This is a genomic window from Amycolatopsis sp. TNS106, assembly GCF_019330265.1.
In the GTDB taxonomy this organism is placed as follows: Bacteria; Actinomycetota; Actinomycetes; order Mycobacteriales; family Pseudonocardiaceae; genus Amycolatopsis; species Amycolatopsis lurida.
Genome location: NZ_CP024972.1, coordinates 1,021,790 through 1,037,430, shown reverse-complemented (window position 1 = coordinate 1,037,430; position 15,641 = coordinate 1,021,790). Strand labels below are relative to the sequence as shown.

The window sequence follows — 15,641 nt, the reverse complement described above, 5'->3', positions numbered from 1 at the left end:
TAACCGCACTTACCACTCACGACCCCCTTCGCAAAGCAGGCGCCGGTCCGGCAGAGGCGTCCCTTGTGGACAGCCGAGAACGTCGCGGCCGCTTCGACGAGTCAGAACCTGGCGGCGGAGCCACAGGTGCGCCGGGGAAACGACCGAATGTGCGAACCCGCCAGACACTCAGTTCGCTCCGACCAGAGAGGGGTCTCGGTGCCGTACGACGATGTTCTGCCCACCCGCGTTCTGGGGGCCGACGGCCCCATCGTGTCCGCGCTCGGGCTCGGCTGCTTCGGGATGAGCCAGGCCTACGGCTCCGCGGACGACGCCGAGTCGATCGCCACCGTCCACCGGGCGCTCGACCTCGGCTGCACGTTCTTCGACACCGCGGAGGTCTACGGCCCTTTCGGCAACGAAGAACTGCTCGGCTCCGCGTTGCGCCACCGGCGCGACGAAGCGTTCATCTCCACGAAGTTCGGCTGGGAGTACGCCCCGGACGGCACGCGGGGCGCGCTGAACAGCAGGCCCGGCCATATCCGCCGGACCGTCGACGCGATGCTCGTCCGGTTGCGCACCGACCGTATCGACCTGCTGTCCCAGCACCGGGTCGACCTCAAGGTCCCGATCGAGGACGTGGCCGGCGCCGTCGGTGAGCTGATCGCCGCGGGCAAGGTCCGGTATTTCGGTCTTTCCGAAGCCGGAACGACCACGATCCGCCGCGCGCACGCCGTCACCCCCGTGACCGCCCTCCAGACCGAATACGCCCTGTGGGAGCGCCATATCGAGGCCGAGATCCAGCCTCTCCTGCGCGAGTCGGGCATCGGTCTGGTCGCCTACTCCCCGCTGGGCCGCGGTTTTCTCACCGGAACCGCCAAACCGGCCGAGGAGTACGCCTGCGACGACTACCGCAGGCGGGATCCCCGGTTCCAGGGCGAGAACTTCTCCGCGAACGCCGCCGTAGTCGAAGTGGCCGCGGTCGTCGCCACCCGTGTCGGCGCGAGTCCCGCGCAGGTGTGCTTGGCGTGGCTGCTGGCCAAAGGCGACGACATCGTGCCGATCCCGGGTACCAAACGCCGTCGCACGCTCGAAGAGAACCTTCGAGCGGCTTCCCTGCGGCTCGGCCCCGAGGACATCGCTCTGCTCGACGCGGCGGTACCGGCGGGCACCGCGAAGGGCGAGCGGTACCCGGAAGACGCCATGCCCTTGAACGGCCTTTGACGGTTCAGGTACCCCGGTACAGGCCGGCGGCGAGAGCGGTCAACGTGCGGTGGCAGGTCTTGCCGGTGCGGCCCAGCGGAAGCTCGGGACGGTGACCAGGAACTCCGGCAGCTTGCGCACGGCGAGGCCTTCGACCTGCTGGTTTACCTGGCAGCGGGACGCGAACCGGGGTGGCCGTCCTGACCGGCAAGTACCCGAGCGGAAGCGCGTACCCCGGGGTTCATGTCGCGAAAGTGGCTTTCGCGACATGCCCGTTCCCGCTCTCGAGGCGCTCCCGCACCGCGCTACGAAAGCGTGAAGCCCAGTTCCCTGCCCCGCGTCACGAGTTCGTCCCGGGCCGTCGGATGCGCGACGTGGTCGATGATCTGCTGCGCCTGGTCACTCGAATCGTTGCCCCAGATGGTCGCGACACCGTGTTCGCTCACCAGGAAACTGTGCTGGAACGACGTCACCGGCCCGGCCAGCCGCGGCACGACCGTCGAGACGTCGGCCTTGGGATGCCAAGACGGCAGCGCGATGATCGCCCGCCCGCCGGGTGAATGCAGTGCCCCGACCACGAAGTCGGTCTGCCCACCGAATCCCGAGTAGATCGCCCCTCGCACCCGGCTCGCGTTGGCCTGCGCGAACAGGTCCACCTCGAGCGCGCTGTTCACCGACACGAGACCGCGCTGGCGGGCGATCACGGCGGGATCGTTCGTCTTTTCCGTGCGCAGCAAGCGGACCCGCGGATTGCGGTCGAGCCATCGGTACAGCTCCGCGGTACCGAACACGAACGACGCCGTCACCGGCACCGCCGGGTCTAGAGCACCGGCGCGGTCGAGCGCGAGTACGCCGTCGCTGAACATCTCGGACCAGATCGCGAGGCCGCGTCGTCCGGTCACCGCGGCCAGTGTCGCGTCCGGGATCCCGCCGATGCCCAGTTGCAGGGTCGCGCCGTCCTCGACCAGGCCGGCCACGCGCTCACCGATGGTCCGCGCCGTGTCACCCACCGTCCGCGGAGCCGGCGACAGGAGCGGCTCGGCGGCGTCGAGGGCGTAGTCGATTTCGCTGACCGGAAGGAGCCCGTCGCCGTGGACGAACGGCATCTCCGGATTGAGTTGCGCGACGACCAGGCCACCGCGCGCCCGGACCGCCTCGACGGCCGCGGGCAGGATGTTCACCTCCGTGCCCAGCGACACCACGCCGTCCACCGGCACCGAGGTGTGCACCAGGACGACGTCCGGCGGCAACGCGGTCTTGAGCAGTTGCGGCACCAGCGACAACCGCGAGGGGAAGTACCGCAGCCCGGCGCGGCCGCGCATCCCCGCACCCACGAACGGCGTCTCCAGCAGCACCCCTTCGCGGTCCGGCAGTCCGGCCTGCGCGTTCAGCGCGAACAACCGGTACTCCGCCAGCGCCGCGTCCAGCACCTTCAGCGCCCGCATGGGGGTGGCGAAGTTCCCGCTCACCACCACCCGGGGGCATGCCGCGGGAACGCCCGCGAGGACGGAACCGAGCTGACTCTCCGACAGAACACGCATGAGCCGATCATGCCCGAGGGGTCGTGCGGCGGGTCCGGAGGATGTCCCGCACGGCTGCGTCACCGGCGCCTGTCACCTCCGCGGTCCCGAAAAGGAACGGGAACGGCCCGCCCGCGGGAGAACCCGCGGCCGGGCCGAGCTTCACGGTGCCCGCCGGGTCACTCCCGGACGGCGGCCGAGGCCGTGTCCCGCGCGGGTTCGGGATCCACGGGCATGGACGGCACCCCGGCCGCCGGCCTGCCCCGTCGCCTGCGGATCTCGAATCCGACGAGGATCAACGCGAGCGTCACCGCGCTGAGCCAGAACTGCGAACGCGTCGACGGCAGGAGCGCCATCGCCAGGATCACCGCGGCCATCAGCGCGATGGTCGCGTAGCTCAGCCACGGGAACAACCACATCTTGAGCGTGAGCTTGTCCGGATCCTCTCGCTCCAGCCTGCGGCGGAGCCGCACCTGCGCCAGCGCGATCGACAGGTACACGAACAGCGCGACGGCGCCGTAGGAGTTGACCAGGAACTGGAAGATCAGGTCCGGCGAGGTGTAGGCGGCGATGACGGACACGTACCCGATCGCGGTCCCGGCCAGGATCGCGCGCCGCGGCACACCGCTGCGGGAAAGCCTGGTGAAGGCCTTCGGCGCGTCACCGTTGCCGGTGAGCGCGAACAGCATCCTCGACGAGGTGTACAGCGCCGAGTTCAGGCAGGAGAGCACCGCGGTCAGGACGATCGCGTTCATGATCGTGGCGACGGCCGGGATGCCGAGCACCTCCAGCACGGCCGCGTACGGGCTCACGGCGGTCGCCGGATCGTCCCAGGACTTGATCGCGACGACGAGGAACACCGAACCGACGTAGAACAGCACCACCCGGAAGATGATCGACCGCATGGCCTTCGCGATCGCCTTCTTCGGTTCCGCGGACTCGGCGGCGGCGATGGTGACGATCTCCGCGCCGGTGTAGAAACCGATGCACGGGACCACCGCCGCGAGTACCGCGCCGATACCGAGTGGCGCGAAACCGCCGTGCGAGACCAGATTCGACACGCCGCCCTGAGCGCCCGGCCAGAATCCGAAGAGGTATAAGGCTCCCACGACCAGGAAGACGACGATCGCGACGACCTTGATCGAGGAGAACCAGTATTCGAACTCCCCGTAGGACCGCGCCGAGACCATGTTGGTGCCGGTGAGGATCAGGAGCAGGCCGAGGCTGAGCACCCACAGTGGCACGTCCGGTACCCACAGCTGCAGGATCCGGCCGCCCGCGACGGCTTCGACCGCCACGACGATGACGAAGAAGTACCAGTACATCCAGCCGACGGCGAAGCCCGCGCGGTTGCCGAGTGCTTCCCTCGCGTAGACGTAGAACGAGCCGAGCGCGGGTTTGGCGATCGTCATCTCCGCGAGCATGCGCATGATGAGCACGGTGATCAGGCCCGCGATGAGGAACGAGACCACCGCGGCCGGACCGGCCGACTGGATGACCACGCCGCTGCCGACGAACAGCCCGGCCCCGATGACGCCGCCGAGGGCGATCAAGTTCATATGTCGCTGCTTGAGCCCTGGTTTCAGGCCGCTGCTCTGTGCCGGGTCGGACGCTGAAGTCACGTCTCCTCCTTCTCGCACCCACCGCCGGGGCGGTGGCGCTGGGAGCTCCATTGTGGTTCCGGTCACCGTAGGAACAAGTCGGGCGCTGAGCGAGTGCCAGTTACGATGTGGGAAAGGGGTCCAGTTCCACTCAGGACGGCTTGCGCGTCGCCAAGGCCAGCAGTTCCGCCGCCGGGCCGTCGAGACGACGTCCGGCGGGCCACACCGCGCGCAGAACGCGACCGAAGTGGACACCCTCCACCGCGACGACCACGAGACCGTGTCCCGGACGTCCAGTGCGCTGATCACCGCGGGGCCCGCGCCCGCGAGCACGGCGTTGCGGACGGCGGACGCGGACCCCAGCTCCAGCAACGGTTCCACCGGGCCCACCCCGGCCTCGCGCAAGGCGGCGTCGACGGTTTTCCTGGTCCCGGAACCGTGTTCCCGAACCACGAGCGGTGTGCTCGCCAGCTCCGCCGGGGTCAGCGGCCGACGGGCACGCGCCCAGGGATGGGTGCCGGAAACGACCACCACGAGATGGTCTCCCGCGACTTTCCGTGACACGAGACCTGGCAGCGCGCCGGGCGACTCGACGAAGCCGAGGTCGACCTTGCCCTCGCGGGCCAGTACGGCCACCTGATCCGAATTCGTGACCTGGAGGCCGAGGTGGAGGCCGGGGTTCGCGCGGTTGAGCTCGCCGATCCAGCCCGGGACCAGATGCTCGGCCAGTGTCATGCTCGCCGCGACGCGGAGTCCGGCCGTGTGCCGGGTCCGCAGCGCCTGGGCGCCGTCGAGCAGCCCGTCGAGTTCGGTGAGCACGCGGCGCGCCCAGCCCGCGATCACACGACCGTCCGGGGTGAGTGCGGAACCGCGGCGGGTCCGGTCCATCAGCACCAGGCCGAGCCGTCGTTCCAAAAAGGACAGACGTTTGCTCGCTGACGGCTGCGCGAGCCCGAGGACGGCCGCGGCCTGGCCGATGCTGCCCCATTCGCCGACGAGGACGAGCAGGCGCAACGAGTCCAGCTCCGGCACGGTCATAGCCGAACGGCATGACCTACCCGCCGTATTCCCGGCTACCGCCACTGTCCTCTCCGGACGACGCTCGTCACCATGAGCACCACGTATGCGCGGCGGACGAAGCCGCATCTGACCGGTCTCGCCGTCACCGCCCTCGGTGTGGCCGTCGCGTACCTGCTGAGCACCGCCGTTCCCGTGCTCAGCGCCCTCACGCTCGCGGTCGTGCTCGGGGTGCTCGCCGGCTCGCTGCCGGTGCTTTCGGACGGCACCCGGCAAGCCATCGCGAAGGTGACGAAGAAGCTCCTGCGCGCCGGCGTCGTCCTCCTCGGCTTGCAACTCGCGCTCCCTTCGGTGCTCTCGCTCGGTCCTGGCACACTGCTCGCGGTCGTGCTGACGGTCGGTCTCACGTTCCTCGGCACGCTCGGGCTCGGCAGGCTGATCGGCGTTCCGCGCGGTCTCGCGATGCTGGTCGCGACCGGGTTCTCCATCTGTGGCGCGTCGGCGATCGCGGCGATGGAAGGCGTCGTCGAACGGGAAGACTCCGACGTCGCGACCGCGGTCGCCCTGGTCACCTTCTACGGCGGCCTGGCGATCGCGGCGGTTCCGCTGCTCGGCGGCTGGCTGGGCATGGACGCGTTGCGGATCGGCGGCTGGGCCGGGCTGAGCGTGCACGAGGTCGCGCAGGTCGTCGCGGCCGCCACCCCGGCGGGGACCGCCGCCGTCGCGGTCGCCGTGGTGGTGAAGCTGAGCCGGGTCGTCCTGCTGGCCCCGATGGTCGCCGCGGTCAGCGTGCACGAACGCCGTCGCCGCCCGTCCGCCACCGGGAAGCGCGCGCCGCTCGTCCCGCTGTTCGTCCTCGGCTTCCTGGCGATGGTGGGGGTGCGGAGCACCGGGATCCTGCCGGGTGTCGCGCTCGACGTCGCCAAGGTGGTCTGCACACTGCTGCTGGCGGGTGCGCTCTTCGGACTGGGCTGCGCGGTCCGGATCGGCACCCTGGTCCGCACCGGCGGCCGGGCGCTGCTGCTCGGCCTGCTCTCCACGCTGCTCGTCGGCACCATCGCCTACGTCACCCTTGCCCTGCTCGGCTAGCTTGGACGGCGGTCAGGACCGCGAGCGTCTCGATGTCGGAGGCGGAGCAGCCGCGAGAGAGGTCGTTGAGCGGCGCGGCGAGGCCCTGGAGGATCGGGCCGAGCGCGACGGCTCCGCCGAGCCGTTCGGCGATCTTGTACCCGATGTTGCCCGCGTCCAGATTCGGGAAGACGAGGACGTTCGCGCGCCCGGCGACCGCGGATCCGGGTGCCTTGGCCGCCGCGATCGAAGCCACCAGCGCGGCGTCGAACTGCAACTCGCCGTCCACGGGAAGACCCGGTTCCCGCTGCCGCACCAGCGAAGTCGCCTCGCGCACGACGTCGACGCGCTGATGAGCGGCACTCCCCTGCGTGCTGAACGACAGCATCGCGACCACCGGGTCTTCCCCGGTCAGGCCACGATGGGTCACCGCGGCGGCGAGGGCGATCTCCGCCAGCTGCGCCGCCCCCGGCTCGGGTACCACGGCACAGTCCGAAAAGGTCAGCCGCCGACCGTCCGGGAGCAGCAGGAGAAAGCAACTGCTCAAAGTGGACACTCCCGGAGCGAGGCCCACCACCCGCAGTCCCGCGCGCAGGACATCAGCGGTCGGCCGGGTCGCGCCGGCGACACAGGCGTCCACGACGCCCGCCCGCAAGGCCGCGGCCGCCACGAACACCGGATCTCGCCGGGCGGCGTCGAGGTTCTCCGGGCGGCGCGCGAATCCCGCCGCCAGCGCGGCCTCGATCCCGTCGTCGGCGAGGGCGTCCGCGACGTCCACGATCAGGTCGTCCGTGGCCCCTGCCGCGCGAAGGCGCGCCCTGTCACCGAAAAGCAGCGGCCGCACGATGCCCTCGTCCCGCAACGTCAGTGCGGCACGGACGGCGCGCTCGTCGTCGCCGTCCGGCAAGGCGACGCGGAGATTCCGGCCGCGCAACGCCTCCCGCCAGCCGTCGAGCGTGGCGTCCGGCGTGACCTCGGTGGTCAGGCTCATCGAAGTACCTCCACGAACGAAACGGGGGCCGCCGGAAGACGGCGACCCCCGCCCGGTGAAAAAGGATCAGGGCTGGACGGCCTTCTCGACGTCGTTGAGCATCGCGTCGACGCCGTGGAGAAGCTCGGTGAGCACCTCGCGATCGGCGACGAGCGGCGGCGAGATCATCAGCATCGTCGCGCCGCGATCGTCGCCGCGGAGGATGACGCCCGTGCGCCGGAACGCCTCCGGGAGCACCTCGCGAAGCACCTTCAACGACTCGGCCTCGGTCAGCTCCCGGCCGCTGTCGCGGTCGGCCATCAGCTCGATGGCGTAGAAGAACCCGGTGCCGCGGACGTCCTTGACGCAGCGGTGCGCGGACTTGAGCGAGTTCAGCGCGGCGAACAGCTCCGGGCCCTCGGTGAGCACGTTGTCGAGCACCCGCTCGTCCCGCATCGCGGTGAGGTTCGCGACGGCGACGGCGGTGGCGACGGGATGCCCGCCCCACGTGGCGCCGTGGGTGAAGACGCCGCCCTTCGGCGAGTCGTACAGCTCGGTGACCAGCTTTTCGCGCACGATCACCCCGCCGAGCGGCGCGTATCCCGACGTCGATCCCTTGGCGAAGGTGATCAGATCCGGCACGACCCCGGTGACCCCGTGCCCGAACCAGTGCCCCAGCCTGCCGAACGAGCAGATGACCTCGTCCGAGACGAGCAGGATGCCGTACTTGTCGCACAGGGCACGCAAAGCGGGCCAGTATCCCTTCGGCGGTACCAGCGCGCCGCGGCCGTTCTGCACCGGTTCGGCGAACAGTGCCGCGATCGTCTCCGGCCCTTCCTCCAGAATGACCCGCTCGATCGCCGCGACACAGTCCAATTCGGACGCCGGACCGCAGTCTCCCAGCAGCCCCAACGTATTCGGTACATGCCGGACACCCGGCATGAGCGGGCCGAAGGGCTCCTTGATCTTCGCCAGCCCGGTCACCGAGAGGGCGCCGATGGTCGTACCGTGGTAGGCCATGTCGCGGCTGATGATCTTCGTCCGCTCGGGCTGCCCCTGGCTGCGGTGATACTGCCGGGCGAACTTCAGCGCGGTTTCGACCGCCTCCGAACCCGAGCTGACGAAGAACGTCGTCCCGAGGTCGCCGGGCGCGAGTTCGGCCAGCAACGTGGCCGCCTCGATCGCCGGGGTGTGCGCCGAACCCCAGTTGCTCGCGTAGGCCAGGGTGCCGACCTGGTCGGCCGCGGCCTTGGCGATGTCGGCGCGCCCGTGGCCCATGTTGACGCAGAAGAGCCCGGCGAGACCGTCGAGATGGCGGCGTCCTTCGGTGTCGATCAGGTAGCTTCCCTCGCCGCGTACGAACACCGGGAAATCCGAGGCCCAGGTGTCCTTGCGGGTGAAGTGCGGGCCGAGATGCCGTCGAGCCTGCGCTCGCAGCTGGGTGACGTCCACCGGAGACCTCCTTCGAGACACGAGTCTGTGCGTCGACTTTCGCAACCCGGCCGGCACCGGCCCAGCACCAGAGCGGCGGTGATCGATGGGTCCAGTTGGCCGGGACCGGTGCGCGTGTCGCGAAAGCCACTTTCGGGACGTCAGACGTCGCGAAGGTGGCTTTCGCGACGCGCCCCCGGACCAACACGAACGCGCGTGAAGGCCCCTTTCCCTCGGCTGAGCCGAGGGAAGGGGGCCTTCACGCGCGAAAGCGGGACCTACACGTAGTCCTTGTACTTCTCCAGGAACCGCACCGGCTTGGACAGCGCGTCCCGGCGGAACGGGTCGCCCAGCTCGCGGGTGCACATGATCTCGATGACGGTGGTCTTGCCCTCGTTCATCTGCGCGTCGACGGCACGCTGCAACGCGGGGCCGACCTCGTCGAGCTTCTCCACGACGATGCCTTCCGCGCCCATCGCCTTGGCGATCCCCGCGAAACTCTCGCTTTCCAGTTCACCCGCGACGAACCGCCGGTTGTAGAAGTCGACCTGGTTCTTCTTCTCCGCACCCCACTGCCGGTTGTGGAACACCACGGCCGTGACCGGGATGTCGTGGCGGACCGCGGTCATGATCTCGCCCATGCTCATCCCCCACGCGCCGTCACCGGCATAGGAGATCGCGGGCCGGTCGGGCGCGGCGGCCTTGGCGCCGATGATGGTCGGCAGCGCGTATCCGCAGTTGCCGAAGCTCATCGGGGCGAAGAAACTGCGCGGCTCCTCGAAGCGCAGGTAGCTGTTCGCGACCGAGTTGATGTTGCCGATGTCGGTCGACACCATCACGCGCGGCGGCATCGCCTTCTCCAGCTCCCGCAACACTTCCCGCGGGTGCAGCCAGTTGCCCTCCTCGCTCTCCTGCTCCGCGATCATGTCGAGGCTGAACGGGTCGGTCTCGTGGGTCCAGGCGTCGAGCTCGGCTTCCCACGCGTCCTTCTCCGCCTTGATCTTCGCCGCGCGAGCGTCCTTTGTGGAGTCACAGGCCAGCGTCCGGTCCGCCAGGCGATTGGTCAATGCGACCGCCGCGTCCTTGGCGTCACCGCAGATGCCGACGGTGATCTTCTTGACCAGGCCGAGCATCTTGTGGTCCGCGTCGATCTGGATGATCTTCGCGTCCTTGGGCCAGTAGTCCATGCCATGCTGCGGCAGCGTGCCGAACGGGCCGAGGCGCGAGCCGAGCGCGATCACGACGTCCGCCTGCGAGATCAGCTTCATCGCGGCCTTGGAACCCTGATACCCCAGCGGTCCGCACCATTGCGGATGGCTCGCCGGGAACGAGTCGTTGTGCAGGTAGCTGTTCACCACCGGCGCGCCGAGACGTTCGGCGAGCGCCTTGCACTCCTCGACGCCGTCGGCCATCACGACGCCGCCGCCGGAGATGATCACCGGGAATTCGGCCGTGGCCAGCAGCGCCGCGGCCTCGTCGAGGCTCCGCTCGCCGCCGGGGCCGCGGTCGAGCCGGGCGGGCTCCGGGATCTCGGCCTCGATCTCGCCGTAGAAGAAGTCACGCGGGATGTTGAGCTGCGTCGGGCCGAGTTCGGAGTGGGCCCGGTCGAAGCAACGGCCGGTGTACTCGGCCATCCGCCTCGGGTTGTTGACGTGCCCCTGGTACTTGGTGAACTCCTGGAACATCGGCAGCTGGTTGGCCTCCTGGAAGCCGCCGAGACCGGTGCCCATCGTGCCCGCCTCGGGCGTCACGATGACGACCGGGCTGTGCGCCCAGTAGGCGGCCGCGATCGCGGTCACGCAGTTGCTGATGCCGGGGCCGTTCTGCCCGATGACGACGCCGTGCCTGCCGCTCACCCTGGCGTAGCCGTCGGCCATGTGCCCGGCGCCCTGTTCGTGCACGACCGGTACCAGCCGGATGCCCGCCGGCGCGAAGATGTCCATCGCGTCCATGAACGCCGACCCCATGATGCCGAAGATGTCGGTGACGCCGTTCGCCACGAGCGTCTCGACGAAGGCCTCGGACGGGGTCATCTTCTTCCGGCCGCTGACGACCACGCGGCCGTCACCCGTCTTCCGTTCCGTCATGTTCCGCTCCTTCGACAGGCGAGATTTACAAAAAACGATACGTGGCGTTCCTGAAATCAGGATGCGACCGACGATAGGACGCGGATCGCCGAGCGTCAACGCTGGATTCTGAAAACCGAGACAACATGTGCTACTTTCCGGAACATGGAGCTGCTTCGCGAACCCGATCCGATCAACGGGGACACGCCGACCATGCGGCTGTTCTCCCTGCTCGAGCTGATCGCCGCCAAGGACCAGCTGGTCTCCCTGCAGGGCCTCGTCGAAGAGACCGGCCTGCCGAAACCGACTCTGCACCGCATGCTGCAGCAGCTCGAAGGGGCGGGCCTGCTGGTCCGCCAGGCCGACGGCCGCCACTACGGCACCGGCCACCGGCTGCGACGGCTCGCGGAGAACCTGCTCCTCAACGCGACCCACCACGGCGCCCGGCACGCCGTCCTGCGCCATCTCGTCGACGAACTCGGCGAGAGCTGCAACGTGACCACGTTGTCGGGCAACGAGATCGTGTACCTCGACCGGGTCGAGACGCCGGAACCGCTGCGGTTCTACCTCCGGCCGGGCTCGCGCGTGCCGATCCACTGTTCGGCCAGCGGCAAGATGATCCTCGCGCAGATGAGCCCGGCACAGCGGCGGAAACTGCTCGCGCACGCGCCGCTCAAGCAGTACACGAACAAGACCCTCACCGATCTCGACGCGCTCGAAGCCGAGTTCACCCGGATCCGCCGCGACGGGTTCGCGCTCGACGACGAGGAGTTCCTGCCCGGCTTGGTGTGCGTCGCGGTCCTCGTGCCGGGGCGCGCCAACCTCTGCGTCGCCGTGCAGGCGCCCGTCATGCGGCTGACTCCGGACAAGGCGCTCCAGACGCTGCCCGCACTGCAGCGCGCGGCAGAGGCGATCAGCCGCGTCGACGCCGAGGGCGCGTCCGAACCGGAAAGTGTTCCGTCGTAAGGAGTTCTCATGGTCCCCGAGCTACGGCTCCCGGTACGCGAAGTCTTCGGCATCGATTCGGACCTCGTCGTCGGCGCGTTCCGCGAGCGCGGCGAGCACGTCCCCGAGATCGACGAGGCATACCGCTTCAACCCGGACGTGACGCTGGCCCTGCTCGCCGGATTCACCCGCGACCGCCGGGTGCTGGTGCAGGGACTGCACGGCACCGGGAAGTCGACCCACATCGAGCAGGTCGCCGCACGGCTCAATTGGCCGTGCGTGCGCGTCAACCTGGACGGTCACCTCAATCGCCTCGACCTCGTCGGCCGCGACGCCGTCGTCCTGCGCGAGGGCAAACAGGTCACCGAGTTCCAGGAGGGCATCCTCCCGTGGGCGCTCCAGCGGCCGGTCGCGCTCGTGCTCGACGAGTACGACGCGGGCCGTCCGGACGTCATGTTCGTGCTTCAGCGGGTCCTCGAACGCGACGGCAAGTTCACCCTCACGGACCAGAACCGCGTTCTGCGGCCGCATCCGTCGTTCCGGCTGTTCGCCACCGCCAACACGGTCGGGCTGGGCAACCTCAACGGGCTCTACCACGGCGCGCAGCGGCTGAACCACGCGCAGATCGACCGCTGGAACATCGTCGCCTCGTTGAACTACCTGCCCGCCGCCGAGGAGATCGCGATCGTGCGGGCACGGGTCCCCAGCGTCTCCGAATCGCTCGCGGCGTCGCTGGTCGCGGTGGCCGCCTTGACCCGCAAGGGTTTCCAGGCCGGTGACCTGTCCACGTTGATGTCCCCGCGCACGGTGATCACCTGGGCCGAGAACATCGAGATCTTCGGTGATCCCGCGACGGCCTTCCGGCTGTCCTTCGTGAACAAATGCGACGAAGCCGAGCGGGATCTGGTGGCGGAATTCTTCCAGCGCTGCTTCGACGACGAGCTCAGGCTTCTCTCGGCATGACCACGGCGCAGGCGGAAACCCGGCGTCGCAACCAGGTCGAGGAGCTGTGCGCAGCCGCGATCCGGGCGCTCAGCGGCGATCCGGCGCTCCATTTCCGGGCACGGCGGCTGCACCGCGGACGCGAACCGCTCCCCCCGCACGCGCCGCATCTTCGCCAGTCGGCCGACGACGATCTGCCGTCGTCCCGCGGGATCGCGGACGGGACGGCGCTGCGCCTGACGTCCTCCGACGCCGCCCTGCACCGGAGCCTGTGCCCGCGAGACCCCGCCGAACGCGGGATTTTCGAGCTACTGGAACAGTTCCGGGTCGAGTCGCTCCCGCCCGCGGAACTGCCAGGAATGCGGCGGAACCTGCGTCTCCGTCATCTGCGCTGGTCACTGGAGTTTCACCGCTCCGGGCTGACCGAGACCGCGCGCGGGCTGCTGCTGTACACGATCGCGCAGATCTGCCGGTCGCGGATCACCGGCGAACCGGTGGTCGAGGAGACCGAGGACCTCATCGAGGCGACCAGGTTCGCGCTGGCGCCTTCGCTCGGCCACGACCTCGCCGGCCTTCGTCGGCATCGGACGGACCAGAAGGCGTTCGCGGAACACGCACTGGCGATCGCCCGGACGACCGGCGCCCTGCTCTCCGGGACCGAACAGGACGCCGAGGACGGCAGTGACCCCGCCGATCCCACCGACCCGCGCTTCAGCCTCGTGATCGACTTCGACACCGGCCTCGGCGAGCAGATTCCCTCCGCGACCGCCGGCACCAGCAGGACGTTGGGCGAATCCGGTGCGGCGTACCGGGTTTTCACCACGGCGTACGACCGCGAACGGCACGCGGCGGACCTGGTGCGCCCCGGATTGCTGGCCGAACTCCGCGAACGGCTCGACCGGCGCGTCGGCAGGCAGGGCGTCGGCGCGGGACGGCTGGCACGCGACCTCAAGGCGGTGCTCGCCGAGCCCGCGCGCGACGGCTGGGACGGCGGCCAGGAGGAAGGCCACCTCGACGGCCGCACCCTGGCGCAGCTGATCAGCTCCCCCACCGAACGCCGGATCTTCCGCACCGAGCGGATCGAACCGGTGGCGGACACCCTCGTGACGTTCCTGATCGACTGCTCGGGTTCGATGACCGCGCACGCGGAACCCGTCGCCGCGCTGGTCGACCTCTTCGCGCGCTCGATCGAACTCGCCGGTGCCTCCTGCGAGGTCCTCGGCTTCACGACCGGCGCCTGGAACGGCGGCGGCCCCGGGCGGGACTGGAGACGAGCGGGACGGCCGCGCCATCCCGGCAGGCTCAACGAACGCCTGCACCTCGTGTTCAAGGACGCCGAAACCCCCTGGCGCCGGGCGCGCCCGGATCTCGCGGCACTGCTGAAACCCGATCTGTTCCGCGAAGGGATCGACGGCGAGGCGGTGGCCTGGGCCTGCGACCGGATGCGCGCGCGAACGGAGTCACGCCGGATCCTGCTCGTCCTCTCCGACGGCAGCCCCATGGACGGCGCGACGAGCCTGGCGAACGATCCGCACTACCTGGACGAGCATCTGCGGGAAACGGTGCTGCGGGAGGAGAACACCGTCGAGATCCGCGGGATCGGCGTGGGGCTCGACCTCAGCCCCTTCTACCGCCGCTCCCGGGTTCTCGACACCTCGGTCACGTCCGGGTACGCGCCGTTCCGGGACGTCCTCGGGCTACTGACCCTGCGGTGAGTCCTGCTGTCCTTCGCCCGGCTGCTGCTCGCCGCCGGACTCACCGAGGTAGTCCTTCGCCTTGTCGGCGGCCGAGTCGATCCTGTCGGAGTGGTCACCGAAGCGGGATTTCGCGAAATCGGCGGCCTTGTCGACGTGCTCCCCGCTCACCTTGTCCTTCATGCCTTCGAAGTCGATACCCATGAGAACTCCTCGCTTATTGTGAATACGCCGACCACCGGCGCATGACTCCCATCAAAGCTCCTTCGCGCTCCATCGCAACTTGAGCCGGACGGTTGGGTGAGTCGCGTGAACTTCACCTCATTTACCCTTTGCAGGTAAGGAAATCGGACTCGACCACCAGGAACGCGTATCGCCGGAGGTAGCTCACTCGGGTGTATTCGACACCGCTCCGCCGGATCACGATTGGCGCTTTTAGCTCTTTCGTGTTCGTATCCCAGGGGTCAGCCAATGCGGACACGGCCAAAGGGAGTTCGAACCTCATGCGCAGGAATATTGCCCGGACGGTAACGGGCGTGGCGATCGTGGCCGGCCTGGTCGCCGCGTGCGGCTCCGAAAGCGAGAACGGTGCGGCTGGAACATCTGGCGCGAATGGAACCGCTTCAAGCGCGGCCGCCGCGCCGTCATCCGGCGACGGAGCCCAGGCTTCTTCGGGAGCGGACGCGGGTCAGGCCGGCGGCGAGGCGGCGCAGAAGGTGACCGCGGCGATCCAGCAGGCTCTCCAGCAGTCACCGATCACCTTCACCACGGAAAGCGCCGAACTGTCCGAAAAGAGCAAGGCGGCACTCGGTGAGATCGCCAAGGGTATGCAGGGCAACGATGTGAAGATCATGGTCGCCACCCACGCGGGTTACCCCGACGCGGAAAAGTCCAAGGCGCTCTCCGAAAAGCGCGCCGAAGCGATCACCACCGCGCTCGAAGGAGCGGGCGTGGCCAAGGACCGGGTCAAGACCGAGGCGACCGGCAACGAAAAGGCCCAAGGCGACAAGGCGTTGGCCACGCAGATCACCGTCGCACAGTGACCTCCGATGGAAACCGACGTCCGGCTGGACACCCACTCGCCGGAACCCGCGCAACTCACGTGATTGGAACCGTAACTCGCGTGCTTGGAACCGTAACTCGCGTGCTTGGAACCGTAACTCACGTGCTTCCGGACGGATGACACGCGGTGCGAGAGTTACGCC

12 protein-coding genes and 1 pseudogene are annotated in these 15,641 nt (G+C 69.1%); 6 read left to right on the top strand and 7 right to left on the bottom strand.

The genetic code is table 11. The features are described from left to right. Positions 1-198: 198 nt before the first annotated feature. The gene (locus tag CVV72_RS04765) at positions 199-1,203 is read left to right on the top strand and encodes an aldo/keto reductase (RefSeq protein WP_255632520.1); all 1,005 of its coding nucleotides are present in this window, start codon (positions 199-201) and stop codon (positions 1,201-1,203) included. A 284-nt stretch (positions 1,204-1,487) separates the two neighbouring features. Here the strand turns inward: CVV72_RS04765 and CVV72_RS04760 are convergent, their stop codons facing one another. From CVV72_RS04760 to CVV72_RS04750, 3 genes and pseudogenes are all read right to left on the bottom strand, one after another. Continuing rightward, positions 1,488-2,723, bottom strand: coding sequence for an acetyl-CoA hydrolase/transferase family protein (locus tag CVV72_RS04760; RefSeq protein WP_219151207.1), 1,236 nt, complete (start codon positions 2,721-2,723; stop codon positions 1,488-1,490). A 158-nt stretch (positions 2,724-2,881) separates the two neighbouring features. Then, positions 2,882-4,261, bottom strand: coding sequence for an amino acid permease (locus tag CVV72_RS04755; RefSeq protein ID WP_219153825.1), 1,380 nt, complete (start codon positions 4,259-4,261; stop codon positions 2,882-2,884). A gap of 193 nt (positions 4,262-4,454) precedes the next feature. After that, positions 4,455-5,341, bottom strand: a pseudogene (locus CVV72_RS04750) (LysR family transcriptional regulator). A gap of 72 nt (positions 5,342-5,413) precedes the next feature. Between CVV72_RS04750 and CVV72_RS04745 the strand changes: the two are divergent. Further along, positions 5,414-6,409, top strand: a complete 996-nt coding sequence (locus tag CVV72_RS04745) for a YeiH family protein (RefSeq protein ID WP_219151206.1) — start codon at positions 5,414-5,416, stop codon at positions 6,407-6,409. Here the strand turns inward: CVV72_RS04745 and CVV72_RS04740 are convergent. The 3 genes from CVV72_RS04740 to xsc all read right to left on the bottom strand — a co-directional run bounded on the left by CVV72_RS04740 (position 6,387) and on the right by xsc (position 10,876). Next, positions 6,387-7,379 carry a phosphotransacetylase gene (locus tag CVV72_RS04740; RefSeq protein WP_219151205.1) on the bottom strand — a complete coding sequence of 331 codons (993 nt, stop codon included), beginning with the start codon at positions 7,377-7,379 and terminating at the stop codon, positions 6,387-6,389. The genes CVV72_RS04745 and CVV72_RS04740 overlap by 23 nt on opposite strands. Positions 7,380-7,445: 66 nt before the next feature. Further along, positions 7,446-8,810, bottom strand: coding sequence for an aspartate aminotransferase family protein (locus tag CVV72_RS04735; RefSeq protein WP_219151204.1), 1,365 nt, complete (start codon positions 8,808-8,810; stop codon positions 7,446-7,448). Between the two features lie 257 nt (positions 8,811-9,067). After that, positions 9,068-10,876: a sulfoacetaldehyde acetyltransferase gene (gene xsc, locus CVV72_RS04730; RefSeq protein WP_219151203.1), complete on the bottom strand. Its 1,809-nt coding sequence runs from the start codon at positions 10,874-10,876 to the stop codon at positions 9,068-9,070. A 144-nt stretch (positions 10,877-11,020) separates the two neighbouring features. Between xsc and CVV72_RS04725 the strand changes: the two genes are divergently transcribed. The 3 genes from CVV72_RS04725 to CVV72_RS04715 are packed head-to-tail and all read left to right on the top strand — an operon-like array spanning position 11,021 to position 14,457. Then, positions 11,021-11,821, top strand: coding sequence for an IclR family transcriptional regulator (locus CVV72_RS04725; RefSeq protein ID WP_219151202.1), 801 nt, complete (start codon positions 11,021-11,023; stop codon positions 11,819-11,821). Positions 11,822-11,830: 9 nt separating this feature from the next. Next, the gene (locus CVV72_RS04720; RefSeq protein ID WP_219151201.1) at positions 11,831-12,763 is read left to right on the top strand and encodes an AAA family ATPase; all 933 of its coding nucleotides are present in this window, start codon (positions 11,831-11,833) and stop codon (positions 12,761-12,763) included. After that, entirely contained in the window at positions 12,760-14,457 is a 1,698-nt protein-coding gene (locus CVV72_RS04715; RefSeq protein WP_219151200.1) for a cobalt chelatase, read from the top strand. The genes CVV72_RS04720 and CVV72_RS04715 overlap by 4 nt, the downstream gene beginning before the upstream one ends. Here CVV72_RS04715 and CVV72_RS04710 read toward each other — a convergent pair. Beyond that, positions 14,440-14,640 carry an antitoxin gene (locus tag CVV72_RS04710; protein ID WP_219151199.1) on the bottom strand — a complete coding sequence of 67 codons (201 nt, stop codon included), beginning with the start codon at positions 14,638-14,640 and terminating at the stop codon, positions 14,440-14,442. The two genes, CVV72_RS04715 and CVV72_RS04710, sit on opposite strands and share 18 nt — an antisense overlap. A gap of 191 nt (positions 14,641-14,831) precedes the next feature. Here CVV72_RS04710 and CVV72_RS04705 point away from each other — a divergent pair, with 191 nt between their 5' ends. Continuing rightward, positions 14,832-15,479, top strand: coding sequence for an OmpA family protein (locus CVV72_RS04705; protein WP_255632519.1), 648 nt, complete (start codon positions 14,832-14,834; stop codon positions 15,477-15,479). Positions 15,480-15,641: the final 162 nt, after the last annotated feature.

What these genes read in the sequence shown, in the direction of transcription:
- CVV72_RS04745 (WP_219151206.1), top strand. Translation starts at nt 5,414, where the DNA reads ATGAGCACCACGTATGCGCGGCGGACGAAGCCGCATCTGACCGGTCTC.
- CVV72_RS04725 (WP_219151202.1), top strand. Translation starts at nt 11,021, where the DNA reads ATGGAGCTGCTTCGCGAACCCGATCCGATCAACGGGGACACGCCGACC.
- xsc (WP_219151203.1), bottom strand. Translation starts at nt 10,876, where the DNA reads ATGACGGAACGGAAGACGGGTGACGGCCGCGTGGTCGTCAGCGGCCGG.
- CVV72_RS04710 (WP_219151199.1), bottom strand. Translation starts at nt 14,640, where the DNA reads ATGGGTATCGACTTCGAAGGCATGAAGGACAAGGTGAGCGGGGAGCAC.
- CVV72_RS04720 (WP_219151201.1), top strand. Translation starts at nt 11,831, where the DNA reads ATGGTCCCCGAGCTACGGCTCCCGGTACGCGAAGTCTTCGGCATCGAT.
- CVV72_RS04755 (WP_219153825.1), bottom strand. Translation starts at nt 4,261, where the DNA reads ATGAACTTGATCGCCCTCGGCGGCGTCATCGGGGCCGGGCTGTTCGTC.
- CVV72_RS04715 (WP_219151200.1), top strand. Translation starts at nt 12,760, where the DNA reads ATGACCACGGCGCAGGCGGAAACCCGGCGTCGCAACCAGGTCGAGGAG.
- CVV72_RS04740 (WP_219151205.1), bottom strand. Translation starts at nt 7,379, where the DNA reads ATGAGCCTGACCACCGAGGTCACGCCGGACGCCACGCTCGACGGCTGG.
- CVV72_RS04760 (WP_219151207.1), bottom strand. Translation starts at nt 2,723, where the DNA reads ATGCGTGTTCTGTCGGAGAGTCAGCTCGGTTCCGTCCTCGCGGGCGTT.